Source organism: Mycolicibacter minnesotensis, from assembly GCF_010731755.1.
GTDB classification, from domain to species: domain Bacteria; phylum Actinomycetota; class Actinomycetes; order Mycobacteriales; family Mycobacteriaceae; genus Mycobacterium; species Mycobacterium minnesotense.
The window spans coordinates 4,120,585-4,141,993 of sequence record NZ_AP022589.1 but is presented as its reverse complement, the minus strand read 5'-3'; the positions used below and the strand labels follow the sequence as shown (position 1 = coordinate 4,141,993).

Sequence of the window (21,409 nt, the reverse complement as noted above, 5' to 3'; positions counted from 1 at the left end):
GTCTACGCGGTCGTTGCGGACTTCAGCATGTTGCGCAGCACGTACTGCAGGATGCCGCCGTTGCGGTAGTAGTCGGCCTCACCGGGGGTGTCGATACGCACCACCGCGTCGAATTCGACCTTCTCTCCGCTCTGCTTGGTGGCGGTGACCTTGACCGTCTTCGGCGTCTTGCCGGCATTGAGTTCTTCGATACCGACGATGTCGAAGGTCTCGGTGCCGTCCAGGCCCAGTGACTGTGCGCTCTCGCCGACCGGGAACTGCAGCGGGATCACGCCCATACCGATCAGGTTCGAGCGGTGGATGCGCTCGAAGGACTCGGTGATGACGGCCTTCACGCCCAGCAGTGTGGTGCCCTTGGCCGCCCAGTCGCGTGAGGAGCCGGATCCGTATTCCTTGCCGCCGAGCACCACCAGCGGGATACCGGCCTTCTGGTAGTTCACGCAGGCGTTGTAGATGAACTCCTTCGGGCCACCCTCCTGAGTGAAGTCCCGGGTGTAGCCACCCTGGGTGCCCTCCAGCCCAATGGTGTCGAGAACCCGGTTCTGCAGCCGGATGTTGGCGAAGGTGCCGCGGACCATGACCTCGTGGTTGCCGCGACGGCTGCCCAGTGAGTTGTAGTCCTTGCGCTCCACGCCGTGGGAGTCCAGGTAGTCCGCGGCCGGGGTGCCGGGCTTGATCGGGCCGGCAGGGCTGATGTGGTCGGTGGTCACCGAGTCACCCAGCAGGGCCATCACGCGGGCTCCCTTGATGTCGGCGACCGGCTCGGGCTCCATCCCCATGCCATCGAAGTACGGCGCCTTGCGCACGTAGGTCGACGCTTCGTCCCAGGCGAAGGTGTCGCCGTCCGGGGTGGGCAGGTTGCGCCAGTTCTCGTCGCCGGCGAAGACATCGGCGTAGGACTTACGGAACATGTCCTGGCTGATCGCCGACTTGATGGTGTCGTCGATCTCCTGGGCCGACGGCCAGATGTCGCGCAGGAAGACGTCGTTGCCGTGCGAGTCCTTACCCAGCGAGTCGGTCTCGAAGTCGAAGTCCATGGTGCCGGCCAGGGCGTAGGCGATCACCAGCGGCGGCGACGCCAGGTAGTTCATCTTGACGTCGGGGGAGATACGGCCCTCGAAGTTGCGGTTGCCCGACAGCACGGCGGTGACGGTCAGGTCTTCTTCATTGACCGCCTTGGAGATCTCCTCAGGCAGCGGACCGGTGTTGCCGATACAGGTGGTGCAGCCGTAACCGCCCAGGTAGAAGCCGAGCTTCTCCAGGTAGGGCCAGAGGCCGGCCTTCTCGTAGTAGTCGGTCACGACCTGGCTGCCCGGCGCCATGTTGGTCTTCACCCAGGGCTTGGACGACAGGCCCTTCTCGACGGCATTGCGGGCCAGCAGGGCCGCGCCGATCATCACCGACGGGTTGGAAGTGTTGGTGCAGGAGGTGATACCCGCGACCGCCACGGCACCGTGGTCGAGGATGAACTCGCCGCGCTCGCCCTTGACGCGCACCGGCTTGCTCGGCCGGCCCTCGGCGCCGTTGGCGGCGGACTGCACATCTACGGCACCGTCGTCGGCGAAGGACAGCGAGACCGGGTCGGAGGCCGGGAAGGATTCCTCGATGGCTTCATCGAGCTTGGTCTCCGGTGTCGGATGCTGCTCTTCAACGTAGTTGTGGATGTCTTTGCGGAAAGCGATCTTGCTCTCCGACAACAGGATTCGGTCCTGCGGGCGCTTCGGGCCGGCGATCGACGGGACCACGGTGGACAGGTCCAGCTCCAAGTACTCGGAGAAAACCGGCTCGCGGTCGGGGTTGTGCCACATGCCTTGAACCTTGGCGTAGGCCTCGACCAGCGCGAGCTGCTCGTCGGTCCGGCCGGTCAGGCGCAGGTAGTTGATGGTCTCTTCGTCGATCGGGAAGATCGCGCAGGTGGAACCGAATTCAGGGCTCATGTTGCCCAGGGTGGCGCGGTTGGCCAGCGGTACCTCGGCGACGCCCTTGCCGTAGAACTCGACGAACTTGCCCACCACGCCGTGCTTGCGCAGCATTTCGGTGACGGTCAGCACGACATCGGTGGCGGTGACGCCCGGCTGAATCTCACCGGTCAGTTTGAAGCCGACGACGCGGGGGATCAGCATCGACACGGGCTGGCCCAGCATGGCGGCTTCGGCCTCGATACCGCCGACGCCCCAGCCCAGCACGCCCAGGCCGTTCTGCATGGTGGTGTGACTGTCGGTACCGACGCAGGTGTCGGGGTAGGCCTGTCCGTCACGCACCATGACGGTGCGGGCCAGGTACTCGATGTTGACCTGGTGCACGATGCCGGTGCCGGGCGGGACGACCTTGAAGTCATCGAAAGCGCCCTGGCCCCAACGCAGGAACTGGTAACGCTCGGCGTTGCGCTCGTACTCCAGGGCGACGTTGCGCTCGAAGGCGTCGGAGGTGCCGAAGACGTCGAGGATCACGGAGTGGTCGATGACCATCTCGGCGGGGGAGAGCGGGTTGACCTTGTTCGGGTCACCACCGAGGGCGGTGACGGCCTCACGCATGGTGGCCAGGTCCACCACGCAGGGCACGCCGGTGAAGTCCTGCATGATCACCCGGGCCGGGGTGAACTGAATCTCGATGCTGGGCTCGGCGGCCGGGTCCCAGTTGGCGATCGCGTTGATGTGCTCGGTGGTGATGTTGGCGCCGTCTTCGGTGCGCAGCAGGTTCTCGGCCAGCACCTTGAGGCTGTAGGGGAGCTTCTCGGTGCCCGGCACCGCGTCAAGACGGTAGATCTGATATTCGTTGTCGCCCACCACCAGGGTGTCGCGGGCTCCGAATGAATTCACCGAATCAGTGCTGGTCACGTCAACTCCCCGAGATCGAGTTCTCCTCCATCGACGGGTCCGCGCCGACGGGCGCCCCAACCCTAACAGTACGATTGTCCTGTATAAAGTAAGGTTCACCTCACTTGGTCGGGGTTGATACCGTCTTCACTCGTGACGATCCTGCACCCGCCGGCCTATATTCCCGGCGAGCTCTGCATCACCGTCGGCCTGGACCCCGCCACACCTCCCGATGACTGCATGGCGCTGGTCAAGGTTGCTGTCGCCGCCGACGGGGTGAGTGCCCCGGCATCCGACGTGCCGGCGCTGCGCGAGGTCGTGGCGCAGGCGGGCCGCGACGGGATCGACCTCAAAATCGTCGAAGTCGCGCGCAACCCCGGAATGGACACCGCGCTGCGCGACGTCGCCACCGTGGTCGGTTACGACTATCCGGATTCCACCGTCCTGGTGGTCAGCACAAATTTCGTCGGCAGCTACAGCGGCCAGTTTCACCGGTCCAAGCTGGAGGCCGCCGAGGATCACGCCAAAACCGGTGATCCGGTGGTGTCGGCCCAGAATTTCCTGCAGGAATTGACCACCCCCGATCTGCCCTGGACGGCTCTGACGGTGGTGCTCCTGGCGGGGGTGGCGGCCGCAGCAGTCGGCACCCGCTTTCTGCAGCGTCGCAGCAAACTAACCGCGACACGCGCCGAAGCTAACGATTAGCGCCACTAGCTGCGTAAATCTGGAAATTAGGCGACTATTGGCCGCCCGACGGTGCTCTGGGGCAAATTAATAGGTCACCGAATGGTCACAACCGGCTTAACTACATCAATGTAGTTTGTTACGAACGTTTCTCCAGTGACTTATGTGACGTATGGTCTCAAAAGGCGCAGCTGTTAACCCCTGTTGTTTCTGTGCTTTTGCCACCGGCCGAAGCTCGGCGCCGCCTGCTCAGAGTCCGAGGAGAACCAAGCCGAAATGAGACGCATCCGCTGTGGCTCCGATGGCTCTGCTTTCCGACTGGCCACCCGCTTCACCAAGCCCGCGACGGTGACGGTGCTCAGCGCCGCAATGCTGCTGGGCACCCCCGGACTGGCCACAGCCCAGCCCGGACAGGACCCCGACGGTATTGCCGCCCTGATCGCCGACGTCGCCGACGCCAACCAACAACTGCAGAATCTGGGCGCGCAGATCGCCGAGGAGAAGGAGGGGGTCAACAAGGCCCTGGTGGACCTGCAGACCGCACGCGACGATGCCGCCGCTGCCCAGCGCGAGGTCGAAGTCGGTCATCAGGCGATCGCCGACGCCGATGCAGCGATCGCCGCCGCGCAGCGCCGCTTCAACACCTTTGCCGCGTCGACCTACGTCAACGGCCCCTCGGACAGCTATCTGACCGCGGCCAACCCCTCGGAGATGATCGCCACGGCCGCCGCCGGCCAGTCCCTGGCACTGAGCTCCCAGCAGGCCCTGGACAACCTCAAGCGAGCCCGCACCGAACAACTGAACAAGGAGTCGGCGGCTCGGCTGGCCAAGCAGAAAGCCGACCAAGCGCTCGCGGACGCGCAGTCCAGCCAGGACGCCGCCGTGGCCGCACTCACCGACACCCAGCGCAAGTTCGGCGAGCAGCAGGGCGAGATCGACCGGTTGGCCGCCCGTCGCAGCCAGGCCCAAGCCAAGCTTGCCGCCGCTCGCGGCAGCGACACGCCCCAGGGCGGACAGGCTTCGCCCGGGGGCACCGGCGGCGACCGATGGGGAAATCCTGGCGCTCCCGTCGCCGGTCCCATGGCCGCCAGTCAGCCCGCACACTGGGACGGTCCCTGGGACCCGACCCTGCCGATGATCCCCAGCGCCGATGTCCCCGGTGACCCGATCGCGGTCATCAACCAGGTACTGGGAATCTCCCAGACCTCGGCACAGGTCACGGCCAATCTGGGTCAGAAGTTCCTGCAGTCCATCGGGTTGGCCAAGCCGGACTCCACCGGTATCAACAACGGCCAGATTCCGCGGGTCTACGGCAAGCAGGCCTCTGAATACGTGATTCGCCGTGGGCTTGCCCAGCGCGGTGTGCCCTACTCCTGGGGCGGTGGCACGGCCGCGGGTCCGGGCCGCGGGATCGGCTCTGGATCGGGCACCGTCGGTTTCGACTGCTCCGGACTGATCCTGTACGCGTTCGCCGGCGTCGGTATCAAGCTGCCGCACTACTCGGGCTCGCAGTACAAGATGGGGCGCCAGATCCCGTCGGCGCTCGCGCGGCGCGGCGACGTCATCTTCTACGGGCCGGGTGGCAGTCAGCACGTGACGCTCTACCTCGGCAACGGCCTGATGCTGGAGGCGCCCGACGTGGGCCAGACAGTGAAGGTGTCCCCGGTACGCAAGAGCGGTATGACGCCTTTCGTGGTCCGATACATCGAGTACTGACGGCGGAGCAATGCAACAGATTTCCTTACGACTATCTCGCCTCATGGGGTCGCTGCTGGTGGCGATCCCCGTGATGCTGGGCCTGGCTGCGCCGGCTTCGGCCGACCCCGGCTGGGACCCCACACTGCCGGCCACGATCAGCGCCGGCGCGCCCGGTGACCCGCTGGCAATTGCCAACGCATCGCTGCAGGCCACCGCCAACGCCACCCAGACCACCATGGATCTGGGCCGCAAATTCCTGTCCGGCCTGGGGTTCAACGTCGGCGACGAGGCCGCCGGCAACGTGTCGCCCGGTCAGCGGGTGCACGGCAAGCAAGCCATCGAGTACGTCATTCGGCGCGGCGGCGCGCAGATGGGTGTGCCCTACTCCTGGGGCGGTGGATCGCTGACCGGCCCGAGCAAGGGAGTCGACTCCGGTGCGGGCACCGTCGGCTTCGACTGCTCGGGGCTGATGCGCTACGCGTTCGCTGGTGTCGGAGTGCTGATCCCACGCTTCTCCGGCGACCAGTACAACGCCGGCCGGCACATACCGCCCAGCCAGGCCAGGCGTGGGGATCTGATGTTGTACGGGCCCGGCGGCGGCCAGCACGTCACGATGTACCTAGGTGGCGGCAAGATGCTGGAGGCCTCGGGCAGTGCCGGCAAGGTGGTGGTCAGCCCGGTGAGGACGTCGGGAATGACGCCCTACCTGACCCGGATAATCGAGTACTGAGCAGTCGCGACGAGCCCTTACGTCGACGGATGCTACGAACCCTGGAATAGTTGAACGCGGGCACAACGCTGCCCCTCGGCCACGTGCCGTGCAAGCAGTTGTGTCTGACCGACCTTTGTGGAGGATTTGTCGATGACGTCATCGGATGGGACGCCCGCGGGCGCCAGCGGTTTCCCCGGCTCGGCCGGTGCCGAGACAGGCACTGTCGGCGGTAGCGGGCTCGCCGCCGACGTACACGCGCTGGAGCGGGCCATCTTCGAGGTCAAGCGCGTCATCGTCGGCCAGGACCAGCTCGTCGAGCGCATCCTGGTCGGCCTGCTCGCCAAGGGCCACGTGCTGCTCGAGGGCGTGCCCGGCGTCGCCAAGACCCTGGCTGTCGAGACCTTCGCCAAGGTGGTGGGCGGAAACTTCGCCAGGATCCAGTTCACCCCGGACCTGGTGCCGACCGACATCATCGGCACCCGCATCTACCGGGCGGGCCGCGAGGAGTTCGACACCGAACTCGGGCCGGTGATGACCAACTTCCTGCTGGCCGACGAGATCAACCGTGCGCCGGCCAAGGTGCAGTCGGCGCTGCTCGAGGTCATGCAGGAACGCCAGGTCTCCATCGGCGGCAAGCGGTTCCCGCTGCCCAACCCGTTCCTGGTGATGGCCACGCAGAACCCGATCGAGCACGAGGGCGTCTACCCGCTGCCCGAGGCGCAGCGCGACCGCTTCCTGTTCAAGATCAACGTCAGCTACCCCTCACCGGAGGAGGAGCGCGAGATCATCTACCGGATGGGTGTCGCCCCGCCGGAGCCCAAGCAGATTCTGAGCACCGGTGACCTGGTGCGCCTGCAGGCCTTGGCGGCCAACAACTTCGTGCACCACGCGCTGGTGGACTACGTGGTGCGGGTCATCACCGCAACGCGTCACCCCGAGCAGTTCGGTATGCCGGACGTGAAGAACTGGTTGTCGTTCGGTGCGTCGCCGCGTGCCTCGCTGGGCATCATCTCCGCCTCTCGGGCACTGGCCCTGGTGCGCGGCCGCGACTATGTGATCCCGCAGGACGTCATCGAGGTCATCCCGGACGTGCTCCGGCACCGGCTGGTGCTGTCCTATGACGCACTCGCCGACGAGATCACCCCAGAGATCGTCATCAATCGGCTGCTGCAGACGGTGCCGCTGCCCCAGGTCAACGCGGTTCCACAGCAGCAACAGCACTCGCCGGCACCGGGTGCCCCGACCGCGGCGGCAGTGGCCGGCGGTCGGTGAGCGAGCCCGACACCGGGGCTGGATCGTCTCAGACGCCCGGAACCAGCACCGCTCCGCCGTCGATGCTGCGCGGAGGAATCCGCGATCCCAAGCTGGCGGCGGCGCTGCGCACCTTGGAGCTCACGGTCAAGCGCAAGCTCGACGGTGTGCTGCACGGCGACCACCTGGGCCTGATCCCAGGACCGGGCTCCGAGCCGGGGGAGTCGCGGCTCTACCAGCCCGGTGACGACGTACGCCGGATGGACTGGTCGGTCACGGCCCGTACCACCCATCCGCACGTCCGACAGATGATCGCCGATCGCGAGCTGGAGACCTGGCTGGTGGTGGACATGTCGGCCAGCATGGATTTCGGCACCTCCACCTGTGAGAAGCGTGACCTGGCGGTGGCCGCGGCGTCGGCCATCGTCTACCTCAACAGCGGCGGAGGTAACCGGCTGGGCGCGCTGGTCACCAACGGTCAGAACGTCGTACGTGTGCCGGCCCGCTCCGGCCGCAATCACGAGCAGACCCTGCTGCGGACCATCGCCACCATTCCACGCGCCCCCGTCGGGGTGCGCGGTGATCTGGCGGCGGCCATCGACGCGCTGCGCCGGCCCGAGCGCCGACGGGGTATGGCGGTCATCATCAGCGACTTCCTCGGCCCGATCAACTGGATGCGGCCACTGCGGGCGGTTGCCGCGCGGCACGAGGTGCTGGGCATCGAGGTCCTCGATCCGCGCGACGTCGAGCTACCCGACGTCGGCGACGTGGTTTTGCAGGACACCGAGTCCGGGGTCACCCGCGAGTTCACCATCGACGCCAAGCTTCGCGATGATTTCGCCCGGGCAGCGGTGGCCCACCACGCAGACGTCGTGCGGGCCTTGCGCAGCTGCGGTGCGCCGTTACTGGGGTTGCGGACCGACCGGGACTGGATCGCCGACATCGTCCGATTCGTCGAGTCACGCCGGCGCGGCGCGCTGGCGGGGACGCCGTGAACTCGACTCGTAAACAGACAGGTCTGTTATGACATTGCCGCTACTCGGGCCGATGACCTTGTCGGGCTTTGCGCACCCCTGGTTCTTCCTGTTCCTGTTCGTGGTCGTGGGGCTGGTCGTGCTCTACATCCTCATGCAGGTGGCACGGCAGCGGCGGATTCTGCGGTTCGCCAACATGGAGTTGCTGGAGAGCGTGGCGCCCAAGACGCCGACCCGCTGGCGCCATCTGTCGGCGGTCCTGCTGGTCAGCTCGCTGCTGCTGTTCACCGTCGCCATGGCGGGGCCCACCCACGACATCCGGATTCCGCGCAACCGTGCCGTGGTGATGCTGGTGATCGACGTCTCGCAGTCGATGCGGGCCACCGACGTCGCACCCTCCCGGTTGGCGGCCGCGCAGGAAGCCGGCAAGCAGTTCGCCGACGAGCTCACCGCGGGCATCAACCTGGGCCTGATCGCCTACGCAGGCACGGCGACCGTGCTGACTTCGCCGACCACCAATCGTGAGGCGACCAAGGCCGCGATCGACAAGCTGCAACTGGCGGACCGCACCGCCACCGGCGAGGGAATCTTCACCGCGCTGCAGGCGATCGCCACCGTGGGCGCCGTCATCGGCGGTGGTGACACCCCGCCACCGGCCCGGATCGTGCTGCTCTCCGACGGCAAGGAGACCGTGCCGTCCAACCCTGACAACCCCAAAGGGGCGTTCACCGCGGCGCGGACCGCTAAGGACCAGGGGGTGCCGGTGTCGACGATCTCGTTCGGCACGGCCTACGGCTACGTCGAGATCAACGAGCAGCGTCAGCCGGTACCGGTCGACGACGACTCGCTGAAGAAGATCGCCGACCTCTCCGGCGGTAGCGCCTACACCGCCTCCAGCCTGGCCCAGCTCAAAGAGGTCTATGCAACCCTGCAGGACCAGATCGGCTTCGAGACCATTCGCGGTGAGGCCAGCACCGGCTGGCTCCGGCTGGGCGCCTTTGTCTTGGCGCTGGCCGGGTTCACTGCGCTGCTGCTCAACCGCCGCTTGCCCGCCTAGCCCCGCCCTCAGTAGTTGACTCTGCGCTCATGGCGCAAAAGTGCGAGTAGCCCGCGCCCTGTGCGCAGAGCCAACGTGTCGATTCGATAGGTTATGCCGGTGACAGACAGCGAAGCCCCCGCAGTAAAGCCCGCATTTGTGTCTCGCTCGGTCCTCGTCACCGGTGGAAACCGGGGAATCGGACTGGCGATCGCCCAACGCCTGGCGGCCGACGGACACAAGGTTGCGGTCACCCACCGGGGGTCCGGTGCGCCCGAGGGACTGTTCGGGGTGGTGTGCGATGTCACCGACAACGAAGCCGTCGACCGCGCCTTCAAGGAGGTCGAGGAGCATCAGGGCCCGGTGGAGGTTCTGGTGGCCAACGCCGGTATCTCCAAAGACGCCTTCCTGATGCGGATGACCGAGGAGCGCTTCGAAGAGGTCATCAACGCCAACCTCACCGGGGCATTCCGGGTGACGCAACGCGCGTCGCGCAGCATGCAGCGCAAGCGGTTCGGCCGGATCATCTACATCGGATCGGTATCGGGCATGTGGGGCATCGGCAATCAGGCCAACTATGCGGCGGCCAAGGCCGGTCTGATCGGCATGGCCCGGTCGATCTCTCGGGAGCTGTCCAAGGCGGGCGTGACGGCCAACGTCGTCGCTCCCGGCTACATCGACACCGAGATGACCCGGGCCCTCGACGAGCGGATCCAGGAGGGTGCGCTGGACTTCATCCCCGCCAAGCGGGTCGGTACCGCCGAGGAGGTGGCCGGAGCGGTCAGCTTCCTGGCCTCCGAGGATGCCGGCTACATCGCCGGCGCGGTCATCCCCGTCGACGGCGGTATGGGTATGGGCCACTAACGAACTGTTCAGATTCGAAGATAGGGAACTTCATGGCAGGCATTCTCGAAGGCAAGCGGATCCTGGTCACCGGGATCATCACCGACTCGTCCATCGCATTCCACATCGCCAAGGTCGCCCAGGAGGCCGGCGCGCAACTGGTGTGCACCGGATTCGACCGGCTGCGGCTGATCCAGCGGATCATCGACCGGCTGCCCGAGTCGGCGCCCCTGCTTGAGCTCGACGTGCAGAACAACGAACACCTCGACACGCTGGCCGCCCGCGTCACCGAGGTGATCGGCGAGGGCAACAAGCTCGACGGGGTGGTGCACTCCATCGGATTCATGCCGCAGACCGGCATGGGAATCAACCCGTTCTTCGACGCGCCCTACGAGGACGTTGCCAAGGGCATCCACATCTCCGCGTACTCCTACGCGTCGCTGGCCAAGGCGGTGCTGCCGATCATGAACCCCGGCGGCTCCATCGTCGGCATGGACTTCGACCCGACCCGGGCGATGCCGGCCTACAACTGGATGACGGTGGCCAAGAGCGCCCTGGAGTCGGTCAACCGGTTTGTGGCGCGTGAAGCTGGGCAGGTCGGCGTACGGTCCAACCTCGTGGCAGCAGGTCCGATTCGGACGCTGGCCATGAGCGCGATCGTGGGTGGAGCGCTCGGCGAGGGAGCCGGGGAGCAGATCCGGTTGCTTGAAGAGGGCTGGGACCAGCGCGCCCCGATCGGCTGGGACATGAAGGACCCGACGCCGGTGGCCAAGACGGTCTGCGCGCTGATGTCCGACTGGCTGCCCGCCACCACCGGGACGATCGTCTACGCCGACGGCGGCGCACACACTCAGCTGCTCTGAACGGCGCTTCATGGACATCGACGCCGTCCTGCTGCTGTCGTTCGGCGGCCCTGAAGGGCCCGAGCAGGTTCGGCCGTTCCTGGAGAACGTCACTCGGGGCCGAGGCGTGCCTGCCGCCCGGTTGGACGCGGTGGCCGAGCACTATCTGCACTTCGGCGGAGTATCGCCGATCAACGGGATCAACAGAGCGCTGGCAGACGCCCTGCGCGCCGAATTGCCGGAACTTCCAGTCTATTTCGGCAACCGCAACTGGGAACCCTACGTCGAGGACACGGTGGCCCAGATGGCGGCCGACGGCGTTCGGCGCGCCGCGGTGTTTCCCACCTCGGCGTGGGGTGGCTACTCCGGCTGCGATCAGTACGCCGAGGACGTCGCCCGGGCGCGCCAGGCAACCGGCGCGGGCGCGCCCGAACTGGTCAAACTGCGCCAATACTTCGACCATCCGCTGTTCGTCACCATGTTCGCCGAGGCGATCGCTGCCGCTGCAGACAGCCTGCCGGCCGATCTTCGGGCCGGCGCTCGGCTGGTGTTCACCGCGCATTCCATCCCGGTCCGCGCCGATGAGCGCTACGGACCGCGGATCTACAGCCGCCAGGTCGCGCACGCTACGAGTCTGGTTGCCGCCGCCGCGGGCTACACCGATTACGACCAGGTGTGGCAGTCGCGCTCGGGACCGCCGCAGGTGCCCTGGCTGGAACCCGACGTCGAAGCTCATCTGGCCGCACTGGCGGACGCCGGGGTGTCTGCGGTGATCGTGTGCCCCATTGGATTTCTCAGCGACAACATCGAGGTGGTCTGGGACCTGGACAACGAGGTCCAGTCCCAGGCGCAGGCGGCGGGCATCGCGTATGCCCGCGCGGTCACTCCGAACGCCGATCCGCGGTTGGCCCGCCTGGCCCGCGGCCTGATCGAGGAACTGCGTGACGGCGCTGCGCCGCAACGTGTCACCGAACCGAGCGGCCTGGGCTGCGGATTCGGCGTCGACGGGACGCCGTGCGGGTCGTCGCACTGCGTTGCTGTGGTGGCGCCTCCCGGCTAGCGAGGCGGCGGCACTACGGTCCTAGTTTCGCCAGGCAGAGTGCAGAATGGCCGTCACCGCCGCGCTGCGTGCTGAGCGAACCACCGCCGTCAACGGCGCAACGGTGTCCACGGCGCGCTGCACCGCAGCCGAGGTCTGGGCGCTGGCGGTCAGCAGATCGGCACTGACGACGATGATCGCCTCGACGTGTGCGGCACTCTGCAGCACGCGCACCGCGCGGGTGGGCGCGTGGTCTGGAATCCTGTGCACGAGGGCGGCTTCCATCATCTGTTCCACCCGCAGTCGCGGATCTTCTACACCATATTCGGCCCACCGTGAGCCGGTGGAGCCCAGGGCTTCGGCGGCCGTGCGTACCGCCGACCGCAAGGCGTATTCGGCGTCGCCCACATCGTGCTGTTCGGGGGCCGGCACGTTGGTCAACGGGAAGACGGTCCAGCACAATTCGGCGTCGTCGTCTTCGCCCGGATCGGCGACTTCGGAGTAGGTCGGAACCAGTCCGAGCGGGGACGAGGTGTCAGCCGACCCGATCAGCACAGCCTCGCCGGCCAGGATCGCCTCCTGCTGGAACGGGGTCCCGGCAGGCAATCCGCGGACATCCCCCGGTACGGGAAACACCGGTCGGATGCCATCGCCTGCGGCTGCCAGGCCCGCGCCGCGCACCAACTGCAGCAGCGCTGCCGTGCCCCCGCCGCTCGCGTCCGGCCATGACAGGCCGATGCTGCTCGCGACGACGGCATCGTGGGCAGCCACCGATTGCACTGGCGCCCAGGCCGATAATGCGTCCAGCACGTCGTCCGGGGCGGCCCGACCGGCAAGCCAGGCGTTGGCCCACACCGACAGCGAAGTACTCGGGCACCACATAATGCAAGGCAGTGTAGTTGCCCGGATCTTCACCTCCGGACCGCATAGGTCCGGGCCGTTCTCGGGCTATCCTGACCGCATGCCGACTGCCCTGATCTGGTTGGTCTTCGCACTCGGGCTCGCAGGAGCCGAGGCCCTCACCGGCGACATGTTCCTGCTGATGCTCTCCGGTGGTGCGCTGTCGGCAGCGGCCACCAGCGCCGTCACCGACTGGCCGCTGTGGACCGATGGCGCGGTGTTCCTGGTGGTGTCCGTGCTGTTGCTGGTCTTGGTGCGCCCCGCGTTGCGTCGCCGGTTGTGGTCGACGGCGGACGGGGAGACCGGGGTGCTGGCGCTGCAGGGCAAGGCCGCACTGGTACTCGACCGTGTAGAGCAGCACGGCGGCCGGATCAAGCTGAACGGCGAGGTGTGGACTGCCCGGCCGCTCACCGACGGTGACGTCTTCGAACCGGGGGAGCAGGTCACTGTGATGCATATCGATGGAGCCACCGCGGTGGTCAGCAAGGTCCTGTAACGAAAGGAATCGTCATGGAAGGCGTCACAACGGGGCTGTTGTTGCTGGCCGTGCTGGTGGTGTTCGCGATAATCGTGGTCGCCAAGTCGGTCGCGTTGATCCCGCAGGCCGAGGCGGCGGTCATCGAACGCCTGGGCCGCTACAGCCGCACCGTCAGCGGTCAGCTGACCCTGCTGGTGCCCTTCATCGACCGGGTGCGGGCCCGCATCGACCTGCGTGAGCGGGTGGTGTCGTTCCCGCCGCAGCCGGTGATCACCGAGGACAACCTGACCCTGAACATCGACACCGTCGTCTACTTCCAGGTCACCAACCCCAAGGCCGCGGTCTATGAAATCAGCAACTACATCGTGGGCGTGGAACAGCTCACCACCACCACGCTGCGCAACGTGGTCGGCGGGATGACGCTGGAACAGACGCTGACCTCACGTGAGGTGATCAACAGCCAGCTGCGCGGCGTGCTCGACGAGGCGACCGGACGCTGGGGCCTGCGGGTGGCCCGGGTGGAGCTGCGCAGCATCGATCCGCCCCCGTCGATCCAGGCGTCGATGGAGAAGCAGATGAAAGCCGACCGCGAGAAGCGGGCCATGATCCTGACCGCCGAGGGCCAGCGCGAGGCCGCCATCAAACAGGCCGAAGGCCAGAAGCAGTCCGAGATCCTGACGGCCGAGGGCGCCAAGCAGGCGGCGATCCTGGCCGCCGAAGGTGAGCGGCAGTCCCGGATGCTGCGGGCCCAAGGTGAGCGGGCCGCGGCCTACCTGCAGGCCCAAGGGCAGGCCAAGGCGATCGAGAAGACTTTCGCGGCGATCAAGGCCGGCCGGCCCACCCCGGAGTTGCTGGCTTACCAGTACCTGCAGGTGCTGCCGGAGATGGCGCGCGGTGGGGCCAACAAGGTGTGGGTGGTGCCCAGTGATTTCGGCACCGCCCTGCAGGGCTTCACCAAACTGCTCGGTGCTCCCGGCGAAGACGGCGTCTTCCGCTACCAGCCGTCACCCGTCGACGATCATCCGAACCAGCACGAGGACGACAGCGAGGAAGTCGCCGACTGGTTCACCACCAAGACCGATCCGGCGATCGCGCAGGCGGTCGCCAAGGCCGAGGCGGATGCCCGCAAGCCGGTCGAGGGCACTGCGCTGCCCCCGCAGCTCGATCCCGGCCTGGCGTGAGCGCTCTGACGGCTCGGCCGACCTACGCGGCCTTGGCCGCGTTTTTGGCCGGTGACGCGGTGGCATCGGCGATCCCGGTGCCCTATGTCGCCAAGAACATGGATGCCATGCGGATTCCCGCCGAGGTGCGCTGGGCGGTCCCGGTGGCCAAAGCCGCCACCGCGCTGGGGCTGGCGTCGGTGTTCCGGTTCCCGGGCGTCGCCCGTCTCACCACCGGGCTGTTGACGGCGTATTTCGCCGGTGCACTCGGAATCCACCTGCGAGTGCGGAACCGGGTTGCCAACATCGTGCCCGCGGTGCTGTTCCTGGTGGTGTTCGCCGTGATGACGGTCCAGGGCCCGCACACCGCCGGCGGCGGGGTACGGGCCCTGGAGTAGTCGTGCTCTCGGGTGTCTAGCCTCGGCGGCTGGCGGTGGTGTGCTCGTCGAGGGTGGTCGCCTTGTAGGCGTAGGCCGCCACGACCGCGCCCAGCACCTGGGCGATCACGTAGACCCAGAGGAACTTCCAGGCGAAGATCCCCGACAGCATCAGGCCGAAGGTGATAGCCGGGTTGAACGCGCCGCCCGAGATCGCACCGACCGCCACCACGCCGACAGTCACCACGAATCCGATCGCCAGACCGTAGAAGCTGTTGCCGGCGCTGTCTTTGCTGGTCGCCGTGTGCAGAACGACATAACACAAGGCAAACGTGAATACCAATTCGGCCAAGAATGCAGGCCAGACAGCGCCGCTCAGATCAAGTGTCTCGGCGGCGTACTTGTCGTGCCACAACCCGAATCCGACACCGAACGCGGCGAGTGCACCGGCCAACTGCGCAACGATATAGGGGCCCAGATCATTCAAGGGCAGTGCGCCTCGCAGATACGCGGCCACCGACACCGCCGGGTTGAGGTGGCCACCCGAGATGTGCCCGCTGGCGTAGACCATCACCATCAGCACCGAGCCGATACCCAGGGCGACAGCGGCGACACAGTCCGTGCCAGACAAGACGATGCCGAGCACAGCGAACATGAAAACGAACGTGCCGATCATTTCGGTCAAATATTTGCGCACCGCGGCGTTCCGATCAGCCATTGATCCGGTCCCTTCACTCCGTCGAGCACATGTCGAATTTGTGCTGTGCCAGCACATGGCACTAAAGAAGACTGTAACGGCGTAGGGGCCAGCTCACGCCATTCGTAGACCGCTTTTCACCGAATTGTTGCTGGATTAAGCAGGGGTTCGTGTTGTTTGCCGAGAATTTCGGTTATCAGTCCCGTCGCAATTCACCGCCGCCGCTTCCGCGGACGAACAGCGTCAACAGTCTTCTGCCGACCGTCGCGGTGGCCGAGGCGTTCGCCACCGCGACCGTGATCTGGTCGCCGAACCGTCGGCGGAGATCGTGTTGGAGCCTGTCGTGCAGCGTCGTCTCCGAAGCCGGGCAGCCTCGGCAGGCCCCGGACAACCGCACCCGCACCTGATCACTGCTGACCCCTACCAGTTCGATCGCTCCGCCGTGCGATGCGGCGATCGCGCCGATTGGCCCTGCGAGCAGATCCTCAACCACCTGTGTGATGTCGCCGGTGGGCTCGATGGGCTCCACCTGCCAGTGCGTGGGGTCTCGCAGGGCCTCATCGAGGGCGACGCGGATCTCGTCGCCGCGATCTCGCCAAAGATGCCCCGGGCTCAGTGTGATCACTATGGCGTTCCCGTTCACCGCCAGTTCCTCGATGACGCCGACGTCCTGCAACGCGCCCAGTCGGCCCGGTGCCCACCGCACCCGCCCACCGGCGGGCATGCGGTCGTGGGGCGCGATCCATCGCACCCGTTGCGGGTCTTCTGTCGCCTCGGCGTGCAGGGGGATCATGTGCTCACAGCCGCCGCGATCGACTTGGCGATAAACGCCATCGCCCAGGCCAAGACGAACATATAGCCGAACGCGAAGGCGGGCCAGCGCCAGGTATTGGTCTCGCGGCGCATCACCGCGACGGTGGACATGCACTGCAGCGCGAACATGAAGTAGACCAGCAGTGCGATCACCGTCGACGTGGTCAAGACCCGACCGCCGTGATCATCGGTCAGCGCAGCCAGCGCCTGGTGTGGGTCGGCAGGGTTGGTCGCCGCCGAGACTTGACCGAGGGTGGAGACGAACACCTCCCGCGCCGACAGGGATCCGACCAGTGCTATATCGATGCGCCAGTCGAAGCCCAAAGGCGCAAAGACCGGCTCGATGGCCCTGCCGAGCCCGGCGGCGTAGCTGTGGTCCAGTACGTAGGCCGAGGCCTCGGGCGGGGTCAGCTGGGCAGTCTCGGCGGAGCGGGTTGGCAGATTCATCAACACCCACAGCACCATCGACGTCGCCAAGATGATGGTGCCTGCCTTGCGTAAGAAGATCTTTGCCGCAGACCAGATCGCCACCAGCACTGCTGTGGGAGCAGGAAAACGATAGGGCGGAAGCTCCATGGTGAACGGCAGCAGGTCGCTGCGCAGAATCGTCGACTTGAACACTGATGCGGCCAGCAGTGCCGAGAGACCACCGCCGAGGTAGAGGCCGAACATGGTGACGCCTTGGGCGCTGAAGCCCCACCATCGGTCCTGCGGGGCCACCAGGAGGCCGACGAGCAGGGTATAGACCGGTAGTCGTGCCGAGCAGGTCATCAGTGGCGCGCTGATGATGGTGGCGATTCGATCCCGCGACGCCGGCAGGGTGCGGGTAGCCATGATCCCGGGGACCGCGCAGGCGAACGAGGAGAGCATAGCCACGAACGCGCGGCCCTCAAGCCCCGTGCGCGCCATCACGCGGTCCATCAGGAACGCGGCGCGAGACATGTATCCGACATTTTCCAGCAGTGCGATCATCAAGAACAGCAGCACGATCTGCGGAAGGAACTGCAACACGGTCCCGACGCCGCCCACGATGCCGTCACCGATCAGACCACCGGCCACCGTGCCGCCGAGGTGGTCGTTGACTTCAGACCCCAGCCAGTCCAGTCCGGCGGCGACACGGTCCTGCAGCGGCGCTGCGACGGTGAAGATGATCTGGAAGAACGCGAACATCACCGAGAAGAAGATGACGATGCCCCACAGTGGGTGCAGGACCAGTTCGTCGATTCGGCTGGTACGCCGATCACGTTGCGGGGCAATGTAATCGGCGGACGCAAGCACCGATTCCCCCCAGCTGTCGAGTGCGTCAGGATCGGCGGGCGGCAGCACCGCAGGACGCGACCAGGAGCGGCTGGACGCCAACAGTGTGCGCAGCTCCTCGATCCCCGACCCGCGGTTCGCGATGACGGCGAGCACGGGGATACCTAACGCGGCCGTGAGCGCGTCGAGGTCGATTCGGCCCTGGCGGGCAAGCAATTCATCGGTCATGGTCAGCACCAGAACCGTGGGTAGATCCAGGCGCAGCACCTGGCTCACCAGCACGATCGAGCGGCGCAAGGTGGTGGCGTCGGCGACCAGCACGACCGCGTCGGGCCGATCCAGGCTGCTGATGCCTCCGGCCAGCACGTCAGCGACCACCTGCTCGTCCGGGCTGATCGGATCCAGGCTGTAAGTGCCGGGCAGGTCTTCGATGGCCAACTCGACGTCTCCGACGGTCAGCACGCCGACGCTGCGTCCCACGGTGACGCCCGGATAGTTGCCGGTCTTGGCTCGCAACCCGGTCAGGTGGTTGAACAGGCTGGTCTTGCCGGCGTTGGGGCTACCGACCAGCACCACTCGTCGTGCCGGGCGCACGTCGATGGACGTGGCGGTGTCGTCGTGGCAGTTCGTCATGACCGGTCGTCGCTCACCGCGTCGATCTGGATCAACTGGGCCTCCCGGCGTCGCAGACACAGTTCGGTGTCTTGGACGCGGTAGATCGTGGGGTCGCCCAGCGGTGCCCGGCGGATCACGTCAACGCGAGCGGCCGCACGGAAACCCAGCTGTCGCAGGCGTCCGGCTACCGCCTCGGGTGCATGCGGCACGGCGCCGGTGATGGTGGCCCGCTGACCCGGGGCCAGATCGGCGAGCACGGTCACCGATCCGGATCGCCGCGACGATTGCCGCCGCCACCTGCTCATCAGACGCCCTAACGCTAGATCAGCTCACGGTTGCAACGTACGCCGGATTTCGCAGGCGTGTCGGTTGCCGATCAGCCGATGGCCGCCGGTTCGGCGGGATCGACGTGATACGCCCGCGGGTCGGGTTCAGGCCGGTCCCGGCGGTGGACCCGTACCTCGTAAGTCAACAGCGCCACCCCGACAGCAGCGGTGCAGGCCGACACCGCGAACAACAGCGGGCTTACCGCACCGGTCAGGGCGTCGCCGAGCACGACCACCGCGGCGGTGCCCGGGAGCAGTCCGACCAGGGTGGCCAGCGTGTACGGCAGCAGTCGTACTGCCGAGGCGCCGGCGGCGTAGTTGATGACCGAAAACGGGATCGCCGGAATCAGCCGCAGCGACACGACCGCGGGCCAGCCACGCTGACGCAGCCGGGCGTTGACCGCATTCAGGCGCGGATGACGCACCAACCGGCTCACCTGCCACCCGAATACCCGCATCAGGACCACGGCCGCCACCGCGCTCAGAGCGCTGGACACCACCGCCAGGACGACGCCGAGCCAGGGTCCGAACAGTAGGCCGGCGGCCAGCGTGAAGGCGGTGCGGGGGAACGGGAACACGGTGACCAGGGTGTGTGCCGCCAGAAATGCCAGCGGAAACCACGGCCCCAAGGTCTGTGCCCAGTCCCGCAACTGCACAGCCGTGGGGACCGGTACCAGCAATGCCACCGCGACCAGGCTCGCCAGCACGATCGTCGTCAATGCCAATCGCCGCAGCGCCACCTGCCGCGCGGTGCCCAGGAACGCCGCCCACGCGCCGCGCAGCACCTGCGGGATTCGGGTCGCGGCGGACATCACAAATTGCAAGCCTACGGGCCTGGGGTTAATGGCCAGCGTCGCGCAGCGGGAGTTTCTGTGCTCGACGCACCTCGTCCGTGTCGGCTGAGCGGCATCATTTAGCCTGGTTGGCACGTGTCGGGTAGCGATTCATCAGCTACTCGCGAGTAACCACAGGAGTCGCCGGTGTCTATCGACGTGTCCGCCGAACCCGCCGGCATGGAGCAGGCCCGGGCCCGGTGGCGTGCCGCCGTGGCCGGGGTGCTGGCCAAGAGCGCGCGCCGCGAGCCGGCTGAGATCGACGCTCAGACAGGCGGTGAGCCCGAGCGGCTGCTGGACAGCGCCGTGGAGGGGCTGGCGGGGCAGGGCGGATTCGCCATTCGTCCGCTCTACACCGCTTTGGACGCGCTGCCGGAGCCGCCGTTGCCGGGAAACTGGCCCTACGTGCGCGGCGCCGATGCCCGACGCGATGTCAACACTGGGTGGAAGGTGGCGGAGGTCTTTCCCATCGGCGGGCCGGGATCGGCCGCAGACGCCAATGGCGCCCTGCTCAGTGCCCTGACCGACGGCGTCAGCGCGCTGACGCTGCGGGTGGGCGACGCGGGCGTGCCGGCCTCCGAGCTGATGCGAGTCTTTGACGACGTCTATCTGGATCTGGTTCCGGTGCTTCTCGACGGGGCGGGCGCAGGCGACTACACCACCGCCGCCGAGACTATGTTGTCGCTGGTCGACGCGCTGGCCCCGGAAAACCGGGCCAATCTCTCGGTCGATCTGGGTGCCGATCCGCTGACCGCGCCGCTCGCCGACGGCCCGGCGCCATCGATCGACGAGGTGATCGCGGTGGCGTCGCGGTCCGTCGGGTACCCGGGGGTGCGGGCCATCGCCGTCAACGGCCCGGCCCTGCACAACCTGGGCGCCGGTGCGTCAGGGGAGTTGGCGGCCGGCGTGGCCGCGGCCGTGGCCTACCTGCGCCTGCTCACCGAAGCCGGCCTTTCGGTGGCCGACGCCGCTCGTCAGATCAGCTTCCGGATCGCCGCCGATGACGACCAGTTCATCACCATCGCCAAGATTCGGGCGGCGCGCCAACTCTGGGCGCGGGTCACCGAGGTGGCCGGGGCGCCGGAAGCCGGTGGCGCCGTTGTCCACGCCGAGACGTCACTGGCGATGATGACGCAGCGTGACCCGTGGGTGAACATGCTGCGCACCACGTTGGCTGCCTTCGGCGCCGGTGTCGGTGGGGCGGACACCGTGCTGGTGTGGCCGTTCGACACCGTGATCCCGGGTGGGCAGCCCGGCACTTCGACAAGCTTCTCGCGGCGGATCGCCCGCAACACGCAGCTACTGCTGCTGGAGGAGTCGCACCTGGGTCAGGTGCTGGACCCGGCCGGTGGATCCTGGTTCGTCGAAGACCTCACCGAACAGCTGGCGCAGCAGGCCTGGGGACAGTTCCAGGAGATCGAGGCGCTGGGCGGATTCGAGGCCGCCCGCGAGCACCTCGGCGAGCGGATCGCCGAGGTCGCCGCCGCGCGGGCCGACGAGATCGCCCATCGGCGCAGCGCGATCACCGGCGTCAACGAATACCCGAACCTCGACGAGGCGCCGTTGCCTCCGTCCGCGACACAGAACCCCCCGGCCGGATTGCGACGCTACGCTGCGCAGTTCGAGGCGCTGCGGGACCGCTCCGACGCCTTCCTGGCGCGTACCGGTGCCCGGCCGCAGGCGTTGCTGCTGCCACTGGGGTCGATTGCCGAACACAACCTTCGGACCACCTTCGCAGCCAACTTGCTGGCCTCCGGCGGTATCGCGGTGATCAACCCCGGCACCCTGGGCGCCGAGCAGGTGGCCGGCGCCGTCGCGGAGGCAGGCTCACCCGATGCGGTGGTGCTGTGCGGCAGCGATGCCCGCTACGGCGTCGAAGCGGCCGCGGTTATAGGCGCGGCACGTGCCGCCGGAGTTGAGCGGGTCTACCTGGCGGGGCCTGCCAAAGCCCTGGCCGGTAACCCCGACACCGATCCGAAGCCAGACGACTACCTGACCATGAAAATCGATGCGGTGCAGGCGCTGTCGGACTTACTGACCCGATTGGGGGCCTGAGAG

Annotated in this window: 20 protein-coding genes; 13 read left to right on the top strand and 7 right to left on the bottom strand. The window is 67.1% G+C overall.

The annotated features are described in order from the left end of the window. Window positions 1–2: 2 nt before the first annotated feature. Window positions 3–2,837 carry an aconitate hydratase AcnA gene (acnA, locus tag G6N09_RS19025; protein WP_083024660.1) on the bottom strand — a complete coding sequence of 945 codons (2,835 nt, stop codon included), beginning with the start codon at window positions 2,835–2,837 and terminating at the stop codon, window positions 3–5. A gap of 132 nt (window positions 2,838–2,969) precedes the next feature. On the opposite strand from acnA, the gene G6N09_RS19020 reads away from it, so the two are divergent. From G6N09_RS19020 to G6N09_RS18980, 9 genes are all read left to right on the top strand, one after another. Further along, on the top strand, window positions 2,970–3,521 hold the full coding sequence (locus tag G6N09_RS19020; RefSeq protein ID WP_083024658.1) for an Rv1476 family membrane protein: 552 nt from the start codon (window positions 2,970–2,972) through the stop codon (window positions 3,519–3,521). 255 nt (window positions 3,522–3,776) lie between these two features. Further along, window positions 3,777–5,216 (top strand): NlpC/P60 family peptidoglycan endopeptidase RipA, encoded by a 1,440-nt coding sequence (gene ripA / locus G6N09_RS19015; protein ID WP_083024656.1) that lies wholly within the window; start codon window positions 3,777–3,779, stop codon window positions 5,214–5,216. 43 nt (window positions 5,217–5,259) lie between these two features. Beyond that, window positions 5,260–5,928 carry an NlpC/P60 family peptidoglycan endopeptidase RipB gene (gene ripB / locus G6N09_RS19010; protein ID WP_234806969.1) on the top strand — a complete coding sequence of 223 codons (669 nt, stop codon included), beginning with the start codon at window positions 5,260–5,262 and terminating at the stop codon, window positions 5,926–5,928. A 132-nt stretch (window positions 5,929–6,060) separates the two neighbouring features. Then, a complete protein-coding gene (gene moxR1, locus G6N09_RS19005; protein ID WP_083024940.1) occupies window positions 6,061–7,182 on the top strand; it encodes a chaperone MoxR1 in 1,122 nt (373 codons plus the stop codon). Between the two features lie 62 nt (window positions 7,183–7,244). Next, window positions 7,245–8,156, top strand: a complete 912-nt coding sequence (locus G6N09_RS19000) for a DUF58 domain-containing protein (protein WP_083024652.1) — start codon at window positions 7,245–7,247, stop codon at window positions 8,154–8,156. A gap of 28 nt (window positions 8,157–8,184) precedes the next feature. After that, complete coding sequence (locus tag G6N09_RS18995) at window positions 8,185–9,192, top strand: VWA domain-containing protein (protein ID WP_083024650.1); 1,008 nt, start codon at window positions 8,185–8,187, stop codon at window positions 9,190–9,192. A gap of 99 nt (window positions 9,193–9,291) precedes the next feature. Next, window positions 9,292–10,035: a 3-oxoacyl-ACP reductase FabG1 gene (gene fabG1 / locus G6N09_RS18990; RefSeq protein WP_407662629.1), complete on the top strand. Its 744-nt coding sequence runs from the start codon at window positions 9,292–9,294 to the stop codon at window positions 10,033–10,035. Window positions 10,036–10,067: 32 nt separating this feature from the next. Next, a complete protein-coding gene (gene inhA / locus G6N09_RS18985; RefSeq protein ID WP_083024647.1) occupies window positions 10,068–10,877 on the top strand; it encodes an NADH-dependent enoyl-ACP reductase InhA in 810 nt (269 codons plus the stop codon). A 10-nt stretch (window positions 10,878–10,887) separates the two neighbouring features. Then, window positions 10,888–11,916: a ferrochelatase gene (locus tag G6N09_RS18980; protein WP_083024645.1), complete on the top strand. Its 1,029-nt coding sequence runs from the start codon at window positions 10,888–10,890 to the stop codon at window positions 11,914–11,916. Between the two features lie 21 nt (window positions 11,917–11,937). On the opposite strand, the gene G6N09_RS18975 is transcribed toward G6N09_RS18980, so the two are convergent. Further along, complete coding sequence (locus G6N09_RS18975) at window positions 11,938–12,777, bottom strand: Rv1486c family protein (protein ID WP_083024643.1); 840 nt, start codon at window positions 12,775–12,777, stop codon at window positions 11,938–11,940. A 79-nt stretch (window positions 12,778–12,856) separates the two neighbouring features. Between G6N09_RS18975 and G6N09_RS18970 the strand changes: the two genes are divergently transcribed. The 3 genes from G6N09_RS18970 to G6N09_RS18960 are packed head-to-tail and all read left to right on the top strand — an operon-like array spanning window position 12,857 to window position 14,831. After that, a complete protein-coding gene (locus G6N09_RS18970; RefSeq protein WP_083024937.1) occupies window positions 12,857–13,291 on the top strand; it encodes an NfeD family protein in 435 nt (144 codons plus the stop codon). Between the two features lie 14 nt (window positions 13,292–13,305). Beyond that, the gene (locus G6N09_RS18965; protein WP_083024641.1) at window positions 13,306–14,454 is read left to right on the top strand and encodes an SPFH domain-containing protein; all 1,149 of its coding nucleotides are present in this window, start codon (window positions 13,306–13,308) and stop codon (window positions 14,452–14,454) included. Beyond that, window positions 14,451–14,831 carry a DoxX family protein gene (locus tag G6N09_RS18960; RefSeq protein ID WP_083024639.1) on the top strand — a complete coding sequence of 127 codons (381 nt, stop codon included), beginning with the start codon at window positions 14,451–14,453 and terminating at the stop codon, window positions 14,829–14,831. The genes G6N09_RS18965 and G6N09_RS18960 overlap by 4 nt, the downstream gene beginning before the upstream one ends. A 16-nt stretch (window positions 14,832–14,847) precedes the next feature. On the opposite strand, the gene G6N09_RS18955 is transcribed toward G6N09_RS18960, so the two are convergent. From G6N09_RS18955 to G6N09_RS18935, 5 genes are all read right to left on the bottom strand, one after another. Next, window positions 14,848–15,528 (bottom strand): MIP/aquaporin family protein, encoded by a 681-nt coding sequence (locus tag G6N09_RS18955; RefSeq protein ID WP_083024636.1) that lies wholly within the window; start codon window positions 15,526–15,528, stop codon window positions 14,848–14,850. A 175-nt stretch (window positions 15,529–15,703) separates the two neighbouring features. Further along, complete coding sequence (locus G6N09_RS18950; protein WP_083024634.1) at window positions 15,704–16,300, bottom strand: NifU family protein; 597 nt, start codon at window positions 16,298–16,300, stop codon at window positions 15,704–15,706. Continuing rightward, the gene (gene feoB, locus G6N09_RS18945; protein WP_083024631.1) at window positions 16,297–18,210 is read right to left on the bottom strand and encodes a ferrous iron transporter B; all 1,914 of its coding nucleotides are present in this window, start codon (window positions 18,208–18,210) and stop codon (window positions 16,297–16,299) included. The genes G6N09_RS18950 and feoB overlap by 4 nt, the downstream gene beginning before the upstream one ends. Further along, entirely contained in the window at window positions 18,207–18,497 is a 291-nt protein-coding gene (locus G6N09_RS18940) for a FeoA family protein (protein WP_083024629.1), read from the bottom strand. The genes feoB and G6N09_RS18940 overlap by 4 nt, the downstream gene beginning before the upstream one ends. 71 nt (window positions 18,498–18,568) lie before the next feature. Beyond that, window positions 18,569–19,330, bottom strand: coding sequence for a TVP38/TMEM64 family protein (locus tag G6N09_RS18935; RefSeq protein WP_083024626.1), 762 nt, complete (start codon window positions 19,328–19,330; stop codon window positions 18,569–18,571). Window positions 19,331–19,498: 168 nt separating this feature from the next. On the opposite strand from G6N09_RS18935, the gene mutA reads away from it, so the two are divergent. After that, entirely contained in the window at window positions 19,499–21,406 is a 1,908-nt protein-coding gene (gene mutA, locus G6N09_RS18930; RefSeq protein WP_083024624.1) for a methylmalonyl-CoA mutase small subunit, read from the top strand. The last annotated feature ends 3 nt before the right edge of the window (window positions 21,407–21,409 follow it).